This window comes from Butyrivibrio sp. MC2021 (assembly GCF_000621605.1).
In the GTDB taxonomy this organism is placed as follows: Bacteria; Bacillota; Clostridia; order Lachnospirales; family Lachnospiraceae; genus Butyrivibrio.
The window spans coordinates 12,191-30,301 of record NZ_JHXX01000011.1 but is presented as its reverse complement, the minus strand read 5'-3'; the positions used below and the strand labels follow the sequence as shown (position 1 = coordinate 30,301).

The following is an 18,111-nucleotide window of genomic DNA, read 5'->3' as shown; positions in this document are numbered from 1 at the left end:
CTTCCCGGTAGTCTGGCCACTGCCATGGGGGGCAGATTTACTCGCATAGCCGGCTTCTTTTTCGCCGGTCCTCCTGCCTTCCGGCGAGGACGGGTCTGGGCAGAGCCCAGAGCTAAAGCCTAAAGTAAATCTACCGGGTGGTCTTGTGGGTCAACCCCCGCCCATAGTCTTTACTCTTTATTAAGCCTTTTTTAAGAATATCTCTATACGTTACGACGTATAATTAATATATGAAATAACGGATGGTGACGCCTATGAAAAAAAGAGTAAAAACCCTGATTTTATCGATGGTTATCGTGTCTTTCATGACCCTTATTTTGCCGGTTACTTCCCGGGCAAGTGGCTTTGATCCCGCTTACTACGCAAGGAAATATCCCGATGTAGCAAATGCAGTGGGAACCAGCACTTCAGCCCTGGTCAACCACTATATCAATTTCGGGATCTACGAAGGACGCTTCCAGAATGAAGCGGAGGAGCAGGCGGGAATACCGCTTAACACCTACGTTGACGTGGATATAGCCAATCAGACTGTTACCTATGTTCAGGATGGCGTGCCAATCCTTTCAACACCCTGCGTAACCGGAAATGTGTCCCTTAACCGGGATACCCCCACAGGCCTTTACGCCGTTTACGGACATGTAAGAGGAAAATGGCTCAACGGTCCCACCTGGCACAGCTGGGTAGAGTACTGGATGCCCTTCACAAAGGGCGGCTGCGGCCTCCATGACGCCAACTGGCGAAGCAAGTTCGGCGGCGAGATCTACAAGACCGACGGCTCCCACGGCTGCGTCAACCTTCCTCCGGAGGTTGCAAAACAGTTTTTTGACCTTGCCACTATCGGCACCGTAGTTAAGGTTCACTAATAAAAAAGGAGATTGGGTTAATCCCAATCTCCATTATTTTTACCCTTCAATAGTAATATCAATATCCCCGGAGCCTGTCTTAACATCGCAGGTTCCGTTTCCTTCTGTGCTGGCAGGAACCGAAACATCTCCCGAGCCGGCTTTTGCTTCGAAGACCTTGCCTGTCCTCAGAGTGCCACGGATATCACCGCTGCCGGTGCTCATAACCAGTGAGTCTCCATCGCACTTATCAAGAACGATCCTTCCTGATCCGGTTTTAAGCTTCACATCCTTACCTTCGCAGTTGCTAAGCTCGATGCGGCCGCTGCCTGTTACGGCGTTAAAGGACCCGCCTGAGGTAACATCAGTGAAATTGACAGATCCGCTGGAGGCATGGGCCTCAACCGCTTTGCTGCAGGAAACATCGCTTACATAAATGTCGCCGCTTCCAACCTTAAGTGACAGCTCATCAAAGCTGTAAGAGCCATCAATGGTAATATCACCGCTTCCAAGACTGCCGGTAACGTTCTTAAAGGCATCCTTGGGAAGATAAAGAACATTGGAAGGAGTGTTATTCAAGCTCATGAAATCCACCAGTGTCTTGTTATTTTTCTCTTTTATGAAAAGAGTGTTACTCTTAACCTCAACGGAATATTTGATCTTCTCTGTCTCAGCGCAGGTAAAGTGTGCATTCTTATCCTCGGACTTCTGGAAAATAATATCGTTCACACCCACACCGATATCGATATTGTCAAAATCCTCGGTGATGTCATAGGTCTTAACCTCATATTCATCGGTCCTGATAAGTCCCATGAAATTGTTTCTGGCTGCCACAGAGGACACAGCCATCATACCTACCCCCATCACCATAAGTGCTGCTGCAACAACAATAGCTACTTTCTTTTCTGTTCTCATTTTTTATCTACCTCCTACAAAGGCTTTCTTGATACCAAGGCCCATCTGCCTGCTCAAATAGAGCATGCCACCTGATACCTGATTGAAGCCGAAAAACAGCAATACCGACAGACCAAGAAGAAACAGGCCTGCACCAATGAAAAATACTGCAGACATAAAGCCTGAGCTTGCGAAAAATGCGCCTGCAATGGACGCAAAGCCAGATATAAACACAGAGAGATCAACCACATAAAGTGACATGATGATTACCCAGAACACCAGGAAAAGTGTCAGAGCAAGGATGATAACTGTCAGTACAAGGGGAAGCCATATGGGCGCTCCCAGCACAAGAAGGACAATTTCTCCCGCTCTGAAATCTCTCTTGGGAGTGATCTTCTCTTTTACGATCCTGGTCATGGGCACCTCCGAAAGAATCTGGGATCTGATGTCCTCGATGCTTCCCACAGCGGCCACCGCATCCTCCTCAGTCATGCCATCCTCCATGCGATCTTCTATCATCTCTGAGTAGTAATCAATAGATTTTCTGATATCTTCTTCATTAAGCCCTGCAAGGCTGTTTGACAACTGTTGTGTAAATTCCTGCTTAGTCATTTTTTACCTCCCTTGTCACAAATTCATAAATCTGTTTGAGTTCTCGCCATTCTTCTTCGAAGGTGGCCAGCCTTGCCAGCCCGGCTTCCGTGATGTGGTAATACTTACGGAGCCTTCCGTTGTGCTCAGCGGTCCGGACGGTGAGCAGCTTCTGGTTCTCAAGGCGCCTTAGAATGGGGTAGAGGGTGGATTCTGAAATTTCCACAAAAGAACTCATATCCTTTATGATCTGGTAACCGTAGGAGTCTTCGCTCTTGATGGCCGCCAGTACGCAGACCTCCAGGAGCCCTCTTTTCATTTGGTTCTCCATCTCAATACCTCCTGTTACACAATACTATATGACGCATAGTATTATGTGTCAAGAGGTATAATGAAAACTTTTTAACGAAATTTTGTAAAATTCTACAACCCGTATAAACAGGCGGTTTGGGCAAAACGGCCAAAATGAAAACCTTGGATTTTCCGCCGGTTTCATGGTATAATAACCTGCTATGATTTGTAGTTAGGAGGTAATTAATTATGGCAAATAACGTAGATGTTATCATAATCGGCGCCGGCCCCGGCGGCATTTTCTGCGCCTATGAACTTATGGAAAAAAGACCTGATCTTAAGGTTCTTATGATAGAAAAGGGACGCTCTATAGAAAAGAGAAACTGTCCCAAGCGTGTAACCAAGACCTGCGCAGGCTGCAAGCCCTGCTCCATCACAACAGGCTTTGCGGGAGCGGGAGCATTTTCAGATGGCAAGCTTTCACTTTCACCGGACGTAGGAGGCAATCTCCCTGAGATCCTTGGCTATGACAAGGCCACAGAGCTGATCCATGAATCAGATGAGATCTATATCAAGTTCGGCGCTGACAAGAGCGTGTACGGCATTGACAAGGAGGCCGAGATCCGTGAGATCAGAAGAAAGGCCATCAATGCCAACCTTAAGCTGGTGGAGTGCCCCATAAGACACCTGGGCACCGAGGAAGGCTACAAGATTTATTCCAAGCTCCAGGAGCACGTTCTTTCCAAGGGCGTTGAGATTCTCTTTAACACCATGGTTACAGACATCATCGTTGAAGACGGTGTTGCCATCGGAGTTAAGACCGACAAGGGCGAGGAGTACAGGGCCAAAGAGATCGTCAGTGCTGTAGGCCGTGAAGGCGCAGACTGGTTCAAGGATAAGTGCGAGGAGATCGGCATCGAGACCAAGCCCGGAACCGTGGATGTGGGCGTAAGAGTTGAGGTAAGAGACGAGGTTATGCAGTTCCTTAACGAGAACCTCTACGAGGCCAAGCTCATTTATCACACTCCTACTTTTGATGATAAAGTCAGGACCTTCTGCACCAATCCTTCCGGAGAAGTGGCAACAGAGTACTACGAGGGCGGTCTTGCGGTGGTTAACGGACATGCCTACAAGGGAAAAGAGTTTAAGACCAACAATACCAACTTTGCTCTTCTGGTATCCAAGAACTTTACCAAGCCCTTCAAGACACCTATCGAATACGGTAAAAAGATCGCGGAGCTCTCCAACATGCTCTGCGGCGGCAAGATCCTTGTTCAGACCTACGGCGATTTCCGTCGCGGCAGAAGAACCACAGAGGAGAGACTTTGCAGAAACAACCTGATACCTACCCTTAAGGATGCGGTACCCGGCGACCTTTCTCTTGTTTTCCCCCACAGGATCATGGTGGACCTGGACGAGATGATCCAGGCCCTTGATAAAGTAACACCGGGACTTGCTTCAGATGAGACATTGCTTTACGGCGTTGAGGTAAAGTTCTATTCAAATAAGGTTATTGTTAACAAGGATTTTGAGACCAGCATCAAGGGACTCAGAGCCATCGGCGACGGAGCCGGCGTCACAAGAGGTCTTCAGCAGGCCAGCGCCAACGGACTTTCTGTTGCCCGCAGCATCATCAAGACATTGGAAGCATGAAAAGACAGCATAGAAACAGCAAATTTCACAATATAACAGGAAAGGCTATTGCCCTGGTGGGAGCCTTTGTTCTTGCGTCCTCATCCCTGGCAGGCTGTGGCATGACGGACCGCAAGATTGTATTTACCACAGGCTTTTCCGATGACGAGGTCTTCAGAATAGAGGACAGCGTCTGCAGTCTTCAGGAGGCCATGGTCTACCTTGTTAATACCCAGGTGGGCTATGAGAACACCTTCGGCTCCGAGATCTGGAAAAGTGAGACCGACAGCGGCACAGTGGAGGACAGGCTGAAGGAGTCGGTCCTTGCCAAGCTGGCCCAGATAAAGGCCATGAACCTTCTGGCCAAGGAGAATGAGATAACCCTGGATGAAGCCGAGGAAAACAAGGCCATAGCCGCAGCCCAGGAATATTATTCATCCCTGACGGATTCCGATATAGCAGCCATGAAGGGCGTAACCGAGGATGACATCCTTCAGATAATGAGAGAGCAGGCCATCGCGGACAAGCTCTATGACTACATCATAAGGGACATCAATCCCGAGATCAGTGACGACGAGGCCAGAACCATTACCGTGGAGCAGCTTGTGATCAAGACCTATGAGGTAGACGCCTCCGGTGAGAGGATTCCTCTTTCCGAGACTCAGAAAAAGACCGCATATCTTAGGGCCAAGGAAGCAGCTGCGGTTCTTCGAAGCGGCGAGTCCAGCTTTGAGGAGGTCTCCGCCACCTACAACGAATCTGACGAGTCTGTCCTTTCTTTCGGAAAAGGAGAAATGGAAGAAGTTTACGAAGTGGCCGCCTTTAATCTTGGCACTGAAGAGGTAAGTGATATAATAGAAACTTCAGAAGGCTACGTTATAATCAAATGTATTAGTACGTTTAACCGTGAAGAAACAGAGGCAAATAAAGTTAAGATCGTTGCCAAAAGAAAACGTGAGGTATTCGGTCAGCAATATGACGCCTTTGTCGGTACATTGACCAAGGAATTGAACGAACCCCTATGGAATTCAGTGGAACTTGTTTCTGACGCCAATGTCAGAAGTTCAGATTTTATAGAAGTATACAAAAAGCATTTCGACTAGCAAAATAATAGGCCGCTCCGATCCGGAGCGGCCTTGTTTTTATCTGGTACTTCCTGATTTCCAGTACATGTTCTTGAACTCGGTGGGAGTGCAGCCCTTGTGGAGCTTGAACATGCGGATAAATGAGGATATGGATGAATATCCGCAGCTCACCGCCACATCTGTGACGCTGCTTCTTGGCTCCACCAGAAGCTCCTGGGCCTTGGCTATCCTCTTTTGATTAACATATTTATAGAAACTCATGCCCGTGAAGCGTTTGAAGAGTCTCTCGAAATAGAACTTGCTAAAGCCTGAGAGACTGGCAAGCTCATCCAGCTTCAGATCCTCACAGCAGTGGGTGTTGATATAGTCGCAGATCTCTGTCAGCTTAACCGCGATCTCGTCCTGGCTTCGCAGCTTGTCATCCACTGAGCTGGCGGCTTTGGCGGCCTTGCTTCGTCCCACCAGTACCAGCATCTCCAGCAGCATGCAGTAAATATTTATCTCTGAGCAGGTGGTGCTGTTCTGATATTCCCTGGTTATGGAAAGAAGGAGTTCTCTGACCCTGGAGTGGATCTGGGGGTAATCCTCGGGTGTTATGACAATATATGGATAAATAGCGGACATGAGCCCTTCAATCTCAGTCATGAAGCGAAGATGAGAGGTGTTGGGCTGGAAGATGATCCTCCTGCCGCTCTCCGGAGCGATGATAGCATGGATGCAGCCCGGGCAGATAAGAAGGATGTCGTTCTCCCGAAGCTTCACCAGCTTGTTGTTGAAATTCAGAGTGTAATAATTCTCTACCGGCATGATGATCTCAATGGCGGAGTGCCAATGAGACGGATAGTCCTCATACTCCATATTATCGTAGAGCTTTAATGTTGTACTAGTCTTGCAATTTACGGTTTCGATAAAGCCATTCAACGTTTCGATCATATGCAGTTCCTCCCCACAGTTTTCCCCATACCTTTTCCCCGATGCAAAGAAATTATCAAAAAGACAAATATTGATAATCCTTTACGATACTAATTTTTGCTTTTTTAGGCTAAAAAAGCAAGACACATAGTCAGACTTTTCACAAAGTGTACACAATTTTCATGAAAAGGCTAAAAAGAGAAACTTAAAAATTGAAGATTTTGCACAAAAATCGATGATGATTTTCGAGAATAAATTGGCAATAATTGATAATCAAAAAACAATAATTCAAACTATATCTTGTAGTGGAATGAGTAGATGACATTTCGTATAATGGTGGAGTAATTTGTATTAATTCTTATAGGAGGTGTTGTAATGAGAAAAGGATCGCGGATAATTGCGGTGCTACTGGCGCTTGTCATGGTTTTTTCCTACCGGACGCCGGTAATGGCAGAGGACCTGCCACAGGAAGAAATCCTGCTGGAATTGCAGGATGACCAGGAACAGGAGATTGTTCCTGAAGAAGATCTGGATATGGGACAGATCGATGATAATGAAGACGAAGAAATTATAGACATCAGCGAGGAACCTGTTCAGGAAGAGGAAGAAACTCCTGCCCGGGAAGAGCCCGCAGAGGCCGACGAGGCCGATTTCGCTGAGACCAGCGGAGACTATACCTATACTTTATCCGGTGAGGAAGCTACCATTACCAAGTATGCCGGAACCACTGTCAGCGCCCTTACCATTCCGTCAACCCTCGACGGATATACGGTAACCAAGCTGGGAAGTTCAGTATTCAGCAGACACACAGAGCTGACATCTGTAGTTATTCCCGACAGCGTTACCTATATCGGTAATAGTGCATTTTATAACTGTACTTCTTTGAAAACAGTTAAGCTCCCTGCAAGTCTTGACGAGATCGGAAGCTATGCTTTCGAGTACTGCGCAGAACTGACTTCAGTGACACTTCCCCAGGGACTGACCAAGATCAGATCCAGCGCCTTCTACGGCTGTACAGGGTTTGATACCATCACTATTCCCAAGAGTGTTACTACTATAGACAGCGGAGCCTTTTCCAATATCAAAAAGGCAACCTTCGAAGACGGAATAGAGACTATTCCCGCCAACAGTTTTTCCGGAGCACAGGGCCTTGAGCAGGTAACCATTCCCTCAAGTGTAACTGTTATCGGTAATAATGCTTTTTATAATTGTAAGGCATTAAAAGCTGTTTCACTGCCTTCCGGTCTTACAGAGATTGGCAGCTATGCATTTGAGTACTGCGCATCCCTGACATCAATAAAGCTTCCCGGAAGCCTTACCAGGGTAAGATCAAATGCCTTCTACGGCTGTACAGGAATTGAGAGCATCACTGTTCCCAAGAGCCTTACTTCCATAGAAAGCGGAGCCTTTAGCAGTGTTAAGAAGGCTGTTTTCGAAAGCGGAACAGAGACCATTCCCACCAACAGTTTTTCCGGTGCACAGACCCTTGAGGAGGTAACCATTCCTTCAAGTGTAACTGTTATCGGTAATAATGCTTTTTATAATTGTAAGGCATTAAAAGCTGTTTCACTGCCTTCCGGTCTTACAGAGATTGGCAGCTACGCATTCCAGTACTGCTCATCCCTGACATCAATAAAGCTTCCCGGAAGCCTTACCAGGGTAAGATCAAATGCCTTCTACGGCTGTACAGGAATTGAGAGCATCACTATTCCCAAGACCCTTACTTCTATAGAAAGCGGTGCCTTTAACAGTGTTAAAAAGGCAACCTTTGAAAGCGGAACAGAGACCATTCCCGCCAACAGTTTCTATGGTGCCCAGAGCCTTGAAGAAGTGACCATTCCTTCCGGTGTAACTGCTATCGGCAATTATGCATTTTATAACTGTAAGGCATTAAAAGAGATTTCGCTGCCTTCAGGTCTTACTGAGATTGGTAACAGTGCATTCCAGTACTGCACATCACTGACATCGCTGACTCTGCCCGGAAGCCTTACCAAGGTAAAATCCAGCGCCTTCTATGGCTGTACAGGAATTGAGAGCATCAACATTCCCAAGACTCTTACTACCATAGAAAGCAGTGCTTTTAACAATGTAAAAAAGGTAACCTTTGATAACGGAACAGAAAAGATTCCTGACAACTGCTTATCAGGAGCACAGAACCTGCAGGAAGTGACCATTCCTTCCAGTGTAACTGTTATCGGCAGTAATGCATTTTATAATTGCAAAGCCTTAACAAAGATTACATTGCCTGCAGGCCTTACTGAGATTGGCAACAACGCCTTCCAGTACTGCCAGGAAATAACAGAGATAGACCTTCCTTCCTCAGTTCAGACACTGGGAAGCGGATGCTTTAACGGATGCAGCAAGATTGAGAGTATTGTTGTTCCCCAGGGCGTAACTTCGATCAATTATAGTACCTTTAATAACTGCACATCTCTTAAGAAAGTAACCCTTCCGGACACAATTACCGTCCTCGGAGGCAGCTGCTTTAGCAGATGTGAGGCATTGGAAGCCATAAGCATTCCTGCCACGGTTAAAACAATAGAAAGCTCAGCCTTCTACTATTGTACAAGTCTTAAGACCGTTACAATTCCCGACGGAGTGGTTGTATACTCCAATGCTTTTTCCTACTGCTCAGGCCTTAAGTCTGTAGTTCTGGGAAATAATGTAACCCTTAGGGGATATGTTTTCTCCAACTGCCCAAATATTGAAGACATCACTGTGGGAGAGGGCGTTTCCTTTAACAAATCAGATTTTTCCGGCCTTGTTACCTCCGGAACAATAGGTGACATCACCTGGTCTGTGGATGATCTTTCCTCCGGAATCCTGACGATTTCAGGAGAGGGAAGTATTCCTGATTATGAGGAACTTACCGCAAGACCATGGCATAAGATCAAGTCCTTTGTCACTGATATAAGATTCAACGGAAAGAATATCACCGTTGGTAAAAATGCTTTTGCAGGCATGAACAATCTTCAGTCAGTGATCATGGATGAAGGCATTGTGAAGATCGGTGAAAATGCATTTAAGGATTGTAAGAGTCTTGTTTTTGCAGAGCTTTCACCGGATCTTGAGAGAATTGAAGAGGGAGCTTTCGCAGGCTGTACTGCCTTTGAACAGCTCATTCTTACCAGTGAGACAGCCCCTGAGATTTCAGATGATGCCTTTGGCGCTCTTGATATACTGGACATCTTCTTCCCCTTCTCAGGAGTTGGTTATACCAATTACCTTATAACCAGATTCGGAAAGATCACCTGGAATCCTTTCGACGATACCAACGGTGGTCAGGAGATCATGCTGGTTCTCGATGTCTCCGGAAGTATGGCGGGAGACAGAATTAAGGGCCTTAGAGAAGCTGCCACAGCCTTTGTTCAGAATGTGGGCGGCATCCAGAACAATACCAAGATTTCCATTGTCGCCTTTGACGACAGAGCGGTTCTTTTGTCCAACGCAACCTATTTCCAGGGGGGGCTTATCCATCAGATCTCTCTTCTGGATGACGGCGGCGGAACAGAGTATAAGACAGCTCTTATGCGTGCGGATGAGGTTCTTTCCCAGAGTAAGACCAAGCACAAATATCTTGTAATGTTCAGTGACGGTGCTCCCAACGACAATAAGGAAGCAATCTATGAATGTGCTGAGACCCTGAGAAAGAAGTACGGTATTTTCACCGTAGGTCTTGGTGCGGGAACCTATCAGAAAGAGGTCCTTGAAAAGGTTGCTGGATCAGAAAAGAGATATTTTGAAGCTTCCAACGTTGCAGCTCTTATCGAGATATTCAAGAGCCTTGCAGAGGACATCGATAAGGAAGAGTTCACCAAGGTTGAGCTTCACAGAAACAACAACTGGCATGACATAAGAAATGACATTGTTAAGTATGTTGTAGGTTCCAAGGAAGATACCACCATAAAGGTAACTCCATCTCTGGGAACCAAGAATGTAGCCAAGTTTGCTCTTGCCCAGGCAGGAAATCCTTCAAGCCGCATGGAGAGCACCACCGGCGAATTCCTTCTTGTGCCCGGCAAGAAGTTCAAAGAAAACTATGACCGCAGCTCCGGAACCATCAATGCCGCATCTGTTATTTATGTTGAAGTCATTGATAAGGACGGAAAGGTTGTAGATACCGTTAATACCAACCTGGCCATGACTGATGCCTTCGTTGTAACTTACATGAGAAACGACGGTACAGGTCTGGTTGCCCATACCCAGGAGGTTATGCCCTGGACATTCTTCGAATATGACGGTGACGAGCCTGAGAGAGAAGAGATGTTCTTCGACGGCTGGTATGAGGATGAGAATGCCAGCAGTGAGTACGACTATTTCAGCGTAAGAAACAATAAGAAGAGATATACCATCGAGGATGACGTAACCCTTTATGCGAAGTGGAGAATCACAGACTTTAACTTTGCTACTGATGCCTGGGGCTTCGGTAATACATACAGTGTGTACTGTACCTCAAGCTATAAAGATTATACAGCTGATGAGACCAGTACTACTCATAAGTATCAGTATGACATCAGGGAAAGCGATTTTGCAGAACTGAAGAAGGGTTATTCCAATGCTGATAAACAGACCTTTGATGAGGAGAAGGCAGATTATTGGGGAGGTTCCTGCTTTGGAATGGCAGGTACAGCTCTGTTCTACAACAGAGGACTTTTGGATCTTGCCAATTTTGACAATTCCAAGACTTCACCCAGTACTGTTAAGGGCTCTGATCTGCCTTATTCAAGTGTCAGCGCCTTCGAAAGTCTTATAAATTATTATTACCTCCTGCAGTTTGATCCTGAGATTTCCACACTCAGACAAACCTATAAGGGAATTGATGAGGTCGGAGGAGAGAGCGACAACCTGGAGAGAATCGTTAAGCGCTTCCTGGATGATCGTGCACCCAAGATGCTGATGATCAAGCTCTACACAAAAACAACTCCTCGTGAATCAGCAGGCGGACATGCTGTAGTACTTTACAATTTCCAGGATAGGGGCAATGACCGCTATACCTTTAGCATTTATGACAATTCCTTGAATTCAAAGCCTTACAGTCTGGAGATTTACAAGGATACAGACGGCTTATACAAGAGAAAATGTGATGATTATGAAAACGACTGGGGCTATATAATTCTGTTCCGTATGGTTCTTTCGACTCAGGAGATCAGGAGTAATGCTCCTACACTGACAGCTCCGGCAACAGTTATCAACACCAAGAGTGCTCTTGCAAAGGCTTCTGATGAGTATGCTTTGTATACAAGCTACCTGTCATTTGAGATCACAGACGGTACTGACTCTGCAGTTATAACAGATGGCGAAAAGGTATCCGGAAGCCTTGATGTTACCTGCAACGGCAATGCTGCCGCAATTGATGCAGCACCTAAATATGAGTTTATCCTTCCTGCTATTTCCGGCGAAGCTGAGTACACCATAACCGCTCAGGCAGGAACAGACGGACTTTTTGAGACAGCAATGAAGTATTCCGATGATGCAAACGGCTTCTTTACATCAGTTAAGGCAGAAGGCGCCGGCACAGTAACAATCGGAAGTCAGGGCAATGCCACAACAAGCTTTGCTTCAGATACAAAGCACGTTATCTCAGCAACCAACAACAAGATAACAATGCCCTGGTATGACCTTACATTTACCACAACGGATAAGGGCGCAACAGTTCAGATCCTTGATGACAGATTCCATGTGGAGACTGCAACAGCTTCCAAGAAGGCAGATATCCTGGTTCACGGCGATATCAACTTTGCTGAGTTTAACGGTGTTTCCATACCTGCAGGCGGAGCTGATGTCAAGGAAGACGAGGGCAACTGCGTTGTTTCAGATCCTACAGGAACTACTATCGAAACCAAGCCTTACGGATTCAGCGTTGTATTTGATACTCAGGGGGGTACATATGTAGAAACCCTCTACAACGTGGCTGAGGGCTCAATCGTTGCAGAGCCTGAGAAACCCTCCAAGGAAGGCTTCATCTTCGAAGGCTGGTTCAAGGATAAGGATTGCACCGAAGCATGGGATTTTGCAAATGACAAGATTACTGCAGATACCATCATCTATGCAGGCTGGTCCTTCAACGACAATTACTACAAGACTGTTACCTTCATAATGAAGGATGGTTCACAGCAGAGGATCCACATTAAGAAGAAAGCACTTCTTACCCCTGACAGATGTCCTGTTATCGAGGGCGTTAAGGAGCAGAACTGGTATCTGGATGAAGAGAGAACCATCAAGTGGAACTTTGATGAGGATACCGTTGATGATGATGTGACACTTTACTGCGAGATCGGAAGATTCAAGATTGACTTCGATACCGACGGAGCAGGTACCATTGATTCCATGACCATTCCTGAGGGCACCAAGGTTCCTGAGCCGGCAGAACTTCAGAAGGAAGGCTACACATTCTGCGGATGGTACAAGGACAGCACCTTCAGTCAGGAATGGGATTTCGAAAAGAATACTGTTTCAGAAGACATGACCCTTTTTGCAAAGTGGGTAGCAACAAAGATCGATCTGAATGACAGGGATACCAGCATCAGTATCGAGATCGTGCATCCTTACAGCTACGCATACACAGGTAAGGCTATCATCCCTCAGGTAATAGTCAGGGACGGAGACCTTGTTCTTACTGAAAAGACTGATTACAAGATCAGCTTCAAGAACAACAAGCTTGCCTGCGACCCGGAGACCACAACTGTAGATGACAGCAAGAAGCCTCAGGTAATTGTTCAGGGGCTTGGAACCTACAAAAATGAAAAGCCTGTCACCGCATTCTTTAGCATCATGCAGGCGGATATGGCTGACCTGGACATCACAGTTCCTGAATATGTATCTGTTAAGGGTGACAATCAGCTTCAGGAGGTTCCTGTAGCAGTTAAGAATCAGGGAGCTTCTGTAGAGAAAAAGCTCTATACCGTAAACTATTACACAGACGAAGCACTGACACAGAAGGCTTCCGGTATCACAACCTCCGGAATCTACTATGTGACAGTGGAGGCTGTAAAGAACGGAGATGCTTATACCGGAAATTATAAGGGAGTATCAAAGACCTTCACTGTAGTTGCCGGTGATCAGACAAAGCTTCTTTCAAACATGAAGGTGACCTTCAACAAGAATGTAAGCTGCGTAACCGACAGCCTCACCTATGAAGAGGTGGTTAAGAAGCTTATCAGTAAGGTTTCTGTTGGAAAGACAACCTACAATCTTAAGGGTGACGGCTATGCCGGATTTGCTGCAGGCTTTGAGGTTTCAATTGAAACAGCTGACGGAAATACCTACCATGGTGATCGTCTCTATAAGGGTATCGCCGGAGCCGGTGAGATTTCAGTTATCATCACCGCAAGAGCCGATAATGCAGATGGATACATCGGCAGCAGCATAAGCAGCTATACAGTAAAGGGTGCTGCTCTTAAGGCAGGACAGTTCAAGCTCAGCTATGTGGCTGACAGCAAGAAGCCTGTTACCAAGGCTGCTTACACAGGAAGCAAGAACCTTCCAGGAATCAATACTGAGCTTGTTCTCGGAAAAGACTTTACACTGACCTACATGAGCGGCAACAGCGTGATAACTGCAGAGCAGGTTGTAAACGTAGGCACCTATAAGGTAGTTGTTACCGGTAAGGGCAAGTATTCAGGAAAGGTTACAATGCCTTTTGCCATCACTGCTCTTGACCTTTCGGAAGCTGCAACTGCCGGAAGACTTAAGGTATCCTACGAAGGAACTGCAGTATACGATCCTAAGGGAAGCGCACCGGCCTTTACACTGACCTATGGCCAGAGGATTCTTTTGGAAGGTGTTGATTACACAATTTCTTATGTGAACAACAAGAAGGCTTCCGATAAAGATTCCTATGCTTATGCCAAGATCAAAGGAAAGGGCAACTTCAAGGGAACCGTAGCAGGTGACGGCAAGACTTCTCCCACAAGCTCTGATAAGCTTGGAAAGGGCAAGCTTGCGGACTGCAACTTCAAGGTATCTGCGAAGTCTGTTTCCTCCGCTGATGTGACCTTCGCTGTTATGGGAATCAAGAAGAACAAGAAGGGCAAAGTCACAGGAGTTAACTTCAAGCTCTATGACGGAACAAAGGCCATCGGAAAGTCAGACTTTACCGCAAAGACCAGTGGCACAAGCAGTATTCGCGTTACCATTACCGGAAAGGGTAACTACTCAGGAACAAGATATGAGACAGTCAGCGCAAATCTCATTTCTGTAAAGGATTCCAAGAAGGTTAAGGTAACCATAAAGACCGAAGGCAAATTCTACTACAACGGAAGCAGGATCTTACCTGAGATCACGGTGACCGATGCCGATGGCAATGATATTTCATCCTATGTAAGAATTGATTATGATGAGAATATCAAGGTAGGAAAAGGAAAGATCTATGTAACAGGAAAGAGCTCCAGCGGCTATTGCGGAAGGAAGACAGTAACCTTCACGATTCTGCCTAAGTGGGCTGAATGGATCTTCGGATAAATCTAGTATTTACGCATATCTTTGCTATAATATGGTGTGGGTGTCAAAGCATGTTTTGGCACCCACACTATATTTGTTTTAGACGAAATGTCTGAAAGGAGAAATGGATGAAAAAGAAGTTGTTGGGGCGGTTAATGGGCCTTACCCTGTCAGCTGTGCTTGCGGTGAGCAGTGTTTCTGCACCGGCATATGCTGCGGAGCTTGAGCCGGAATTGACCGAAATCGAGACCTTCCGGGAAGAGGAAAATGAAGAGCTTCCTGAGGTCTTGGAGGAAGAGGAGTTTACTGAGGAAGAAGCTCCCGCAGAAGAGGAAGAAGTACCTGGGGAAGAGGACGAAACTCCTACAGAGGAGGAAGATGTTCCTGCAGAAGAAGAGGAAGATGTTCCAGTAGAAGCTGAGGAAGAAATTCCCGTGGAAAAAGAGGCTCCGCTGCAGGAGGAAAAGGCACCGGAAGTTACAGCCGGTTCCGAAGATGAGTCAAACGGTTTATATTATCTTAAGTTTAACGCCGGTGTTCCTGAGGGCTGCATTCAGCCTCATATCTGGGGATACTATGACGGAGAGATCGTTCCCGCAGAGATAGGAGCAACCATAGTTCTTAGCGGTGATGAGTTCGAGATTCCCGGATATGACCTTGTGGGCTGGACCTACACAGATGCAAAGGGCAAGGAGGTTAAGATCAATACTCCCGAGGCTGCCATAGCATCACTTACAGACAAGGAGGGAGAGACCTTTGAATTTACTCCTGTCTGGAAGCTTGGAACCTATACTGTCACCTATGATTTTAACGGCGGAACATCAACAGCCAAGAATACCTATACCTATCAGCTCAGTGAAAAGACTGTTGAGACACAGCCTCTTTATAACTATGTTAAAAATGAAGACGGCAGCTTTGTAATAAAAGAAAAGAACCCTGAAGTTACAAGAGAAGGATATATTTTTACCGGCTGGGACGGTCACTACAGCGACGAGAAATACTACGGCGGAACCACCTTCCGTAACATGGAGCTGATAGCTCAGTGGAAGGGTATTACATATCCCATCAGATGGGACGGCAACGGCGGTACTGTCTATGAAAATGATGTTTACACCTACACCACAACCCTGGATGGAGGCTTCTCCAGCTTTAAGGCAGAAAGACCGGGATATACTCACCAGGGCTGGATCGGTAAGGTAAAGGGAAAAGACAAGTTCTACAAGCCCTCCGATATCGTCTGGGTTAAAGAGCTTGACAGAGACGAGGATGGAGGCTTTACACTGATTGCATCCTGGACTCCCAATAAGAATACTATTACCTATCATCTGAACTCGGGAAAGATTGCCAAGGCTCCCAAGACCTTTTTGACAGGAGATGGCACAGTTATTCCGAATCCTGTCAGGGATTACGCTAAGTTCATGGGCTGGAAGGTAAATGAGTTTTATGAGGATGGAACCGCATACGATTATCCTTATGCCGAAGTTTTGGGCTACATTAAAAACGGTAAGCTCACAGAAGCAGCAGACCATGATCTGGAGCTTGTTGCAGACTTTAAGGACCTTACTTACAAGATCACCTTCAAGAACAGCGACGGCTCAGACCTCATTGATGATGAAGGAAAACCTGTGGAATATCCCATTTTAAACTATTGGGACGATATGGAATTCACATCAGCCGCTTGGATGATTGAGTCCTCAGGAGCTCTTCCTGAGAATGTCAGTGTGGCAGGCTTTGCTCTTACACCCAATGCCAAGAAGCCAAAGTACAAGCTCAACACTAACTATACAAATATCTTCCCAAAGAGCTATGACGGTGAAGGTACTGAGGTGCCTTTGACATTTTACGTTGTTCCTCAGGAAAAGGTTTACCGCATCAGCTACGAGACAGCTGGCGGAACCGTAAAGAAGGCTGTTTACAGCTTTACAGAAAAGAAGGCGAAAAAGGAACTTCCAATCAAGGCTGTTGCCTCCAAAACAGGATTTACTTTTGTGGGCTGGACCACATATGAGCAGTTTGAGGAATATGTAGTAAGGGATAAAAAGGGATATGTCAAGGCTATAAAGGCCGGTACAGATACCAATATTTTCCTTGAGGCAGTTTATGATAAGGAGAATACATATACCATTACTATTATGCCCGGTGCGGCAGATGTAAAGGATGCTGAGGGCAAGCCCGTCAATAAGAAGACCGGAGTTCAGTTTAAGGCCGGCGATGTTACGACCTTCAGATATTCAGATGAAGAAACTTTCATAGCTGATTATGTAAATGGCTGGACCAGAGAGGGCTATGAGTTCACGTACTTCTCCAAGGATCCCAAGGGCAAGAACTCCGCATACTTTGCAGGGGGCCTTGGAAACGGTAAGTCCAAGAATGTTAAGATATATGCATGCTGGGTACCCAAAATGCAGAATATTACTTTAAGTGACCAGGGGCTGGTATACAGAGGTGATGGCAGTTATCTGATAGCTGATGAGTATATTGAAGCTCCTCTGTACAACGAATTGGTCTTTGCCTATGGCTCTAAAGACTATGCTCCACCCAAGCTCAGTGCTGTAGGTTACAACTTCCTTGGCTGGCGTGTTGACGGTTCTCTTTCAGATGATTCCGGAATTCAATACACCGATGCTTCCAGGAAATATGTAAAGAAGATCAAGAAGACCAACAAGGAGGATATCAAGCTTCAGGCGGTATTTTCTGAGATCTCCTATAAGATTTATGTCAATCCCAACGGCGGCGAGTACAAGGGAAGCAAGGCCAAGACCCTTGTAAGCGACAAGGTATTTTATGGCCAGCAGACAAAGGATGAATATTTTGATATTGTGAACAATACAAAGAGAGTCGGCTATAGATTCCAGTTTGTGTCCACAACCATGAACTATAAGGGCGATGTAAGACAGACGATCTGGGATCAGTCCGGTAAAAATAACTATTTCTACAGAAACAGACTTGCCGAAAAGCAGGGGGCAGAGGTGGTTCTCAACGTGTTATGGACCAAGGTTGACCCCTCAACTCCCAAGATGGACAAGCAGAGCATACATATCGACGGAGATACACTTTACTTACAGAGCAGCCACAACCCAAGCCAGGGCTACAGCAGAATAGTATTTGAGTATTCAACCACATCGGATTTCTCAAAGAATGTTAAGACCTGTGTATGGGATGAGTTGGAAAAAGATGAGAACTTCTATCCTGTATATCCTACAGTAAAGGTTACTCCCGGCAAGAGCTATTATGTCCGCGTAAGAAGTGAGATCCTGGATTCCACAGGCGATTACTTCCCCGGAGAGTGGAGCAAACCTGTTATGGCAACAATTACTTCTTTTGACTGATAAATAACAGAATAAAATCAGGGGTCAGATCACAAATTCTTAATGCGGTCTGACTCCTTTTTTATGTTATAATGTTGAAAGTTCGCGTTTGAAAAC

9 protein-coding genes are annotated in these 18,111 nt (G+C 46.0%); 5 read left to right on the top strand and 4 right to left on the bottom strand.

Annotated features, from left to right (window positions below; genetic code table 11):
• The first annotated feature begins 254 nt into the window (after positions 1 to 254).
• Entirely contained in the window at positions 255 to 863 is a 609-nt protein-coding gene (locus T359_RS0114115; RefSeq protein ID WP_026518034.1) for a L,D-transpeptidase, read from the top strand.
• Positions 864 to 902: 39 nt separating this feature from the next.
• On the opposite strand, the gene T359_RS0114110 is transcribed toward T359_RS0114115, so the two are convergent.
• The 3 genes from T359_RS0114110 to T359_RS0114100 are packed head-to-tail and all read right to left on the bottom strand — an operon-like array spanning position 903 to position 2,658.
• Positions 903 to 1,757, bottom strand: coding sequence for a DUF4097 family beta strand repeat-containing protein (locus T359_RS0114110; RefSeq protein WP_026518033.1), 855 nt, complete (start codon positions 1,755 to 1,757; stop codon positions 903 to 905).
• 3 nt (positions 1,758 to 1,760) lie between these two features.
• On the bottom strand, positions 1,761 to 2,348 hold the full coding sequence (locus tag T359_RS0114105) for a DUF1700 domain-containing protein (protein WP_026518032.1): 588 nt from the start codon (positions 2,346 to 2,348) through the stop codon (positions 1,761 to 1,763).
• Positions 2,341 to 2,658 (bottom strand): PadR family transcriptional regulator, encoded by a 318-nt coding sequence (locus T359_RS0114100; protein ID WP_026518031.1) that lies wholly within the window; start codon positions 2,656 to 2,658, stop codon positions 2,341 to 2,343. The genes T359_RS0114105 and T359_RS0114100 overlap by 8 nt, the downstream gene beginning before the upstream one ends.
• A gap of 209 nt (positions 2,659 to 2,867) precedes the next feature.
• Here T359_RS0114100 and T359_RS0114095 point away from each other — a divergent pair, with 209 nt between their 5' ends.
• Together T359_RS0114095 and T359_RS0114090 are read left to right on the top strand one after the other, a co-directional pair.
• On the top strand, positions 2,868 to 4,271 hold the full coding sequence (locus tag T359_RS0114095) for an NAD(P)/FAD-dependent oxidoreductase (protein WP_026518030.1): 1,404 nt from the start codon (positions 2,868 to 2,870) through the stop codon (positions 4,269 to 4,271).
• A complete protein-coding gene (locus T359_RS0114090; protein WP_026518029.1) occupies positions 4,268 to 5,353 on the top strand; it encodes a peptidylprolyl isomerase in 1,086 nt (361 codons plus the stop codon). Before T359_RS0114095 ends, T359_RS0114090 begins: the two co-directional genes overlap by 4 nt.
• A 39-nt stretch (positions 5,354 to 5,392) precedes the next feature.
• On the opposite strand, the gene T359_RS0114085 is transcribed toward T359_RS0114090, so the two are convergent.
• Positions 5,393 to 6,268 carry a helix-turn-helix domain-containing protein gene (locus T359_RS0114085; RefSeq protein ID WP_026518028.1) on the bottom strand — a complete coding sequence of 292 codons (876 nt, stop codon included), beginning with the start codon at positions 6,266 to 6,268 and terminating at the stop codon, positions 5,393 to 5,395.
• 354 nt (positions 6,269 to 6,622) lie between these two features.
• Between T359_RS0114085 and T359_RS0114080 the strand changes: the two genes are divergently transcribed.
• Complete coding sequence (locus tag T359_RS0114080; protein WP_026518027.1) at positions 6,623 to 14,707, top strand: leucine-rich repeat protein; 8,085 nt, start codon at positions 6,623 to 6,625, stop codon at positions 14,705 to 14,707.
• 107 nt (positions 14,708 to 14,814) lie between these two features.
• Complete coding sequence (locus T359_RS0114075; protein WP_081795593.1) at positions 14,815 to 18,015, top strand: InlB B-repeat-containing protein; 3,201 nt, start codon at positions 14,815 to 14,817, stop codon at positions 18,013 to 18,015.
• The last annotated feature ends 96 nt before the right edge of the window (positions 18,016 to 18,111 follow it).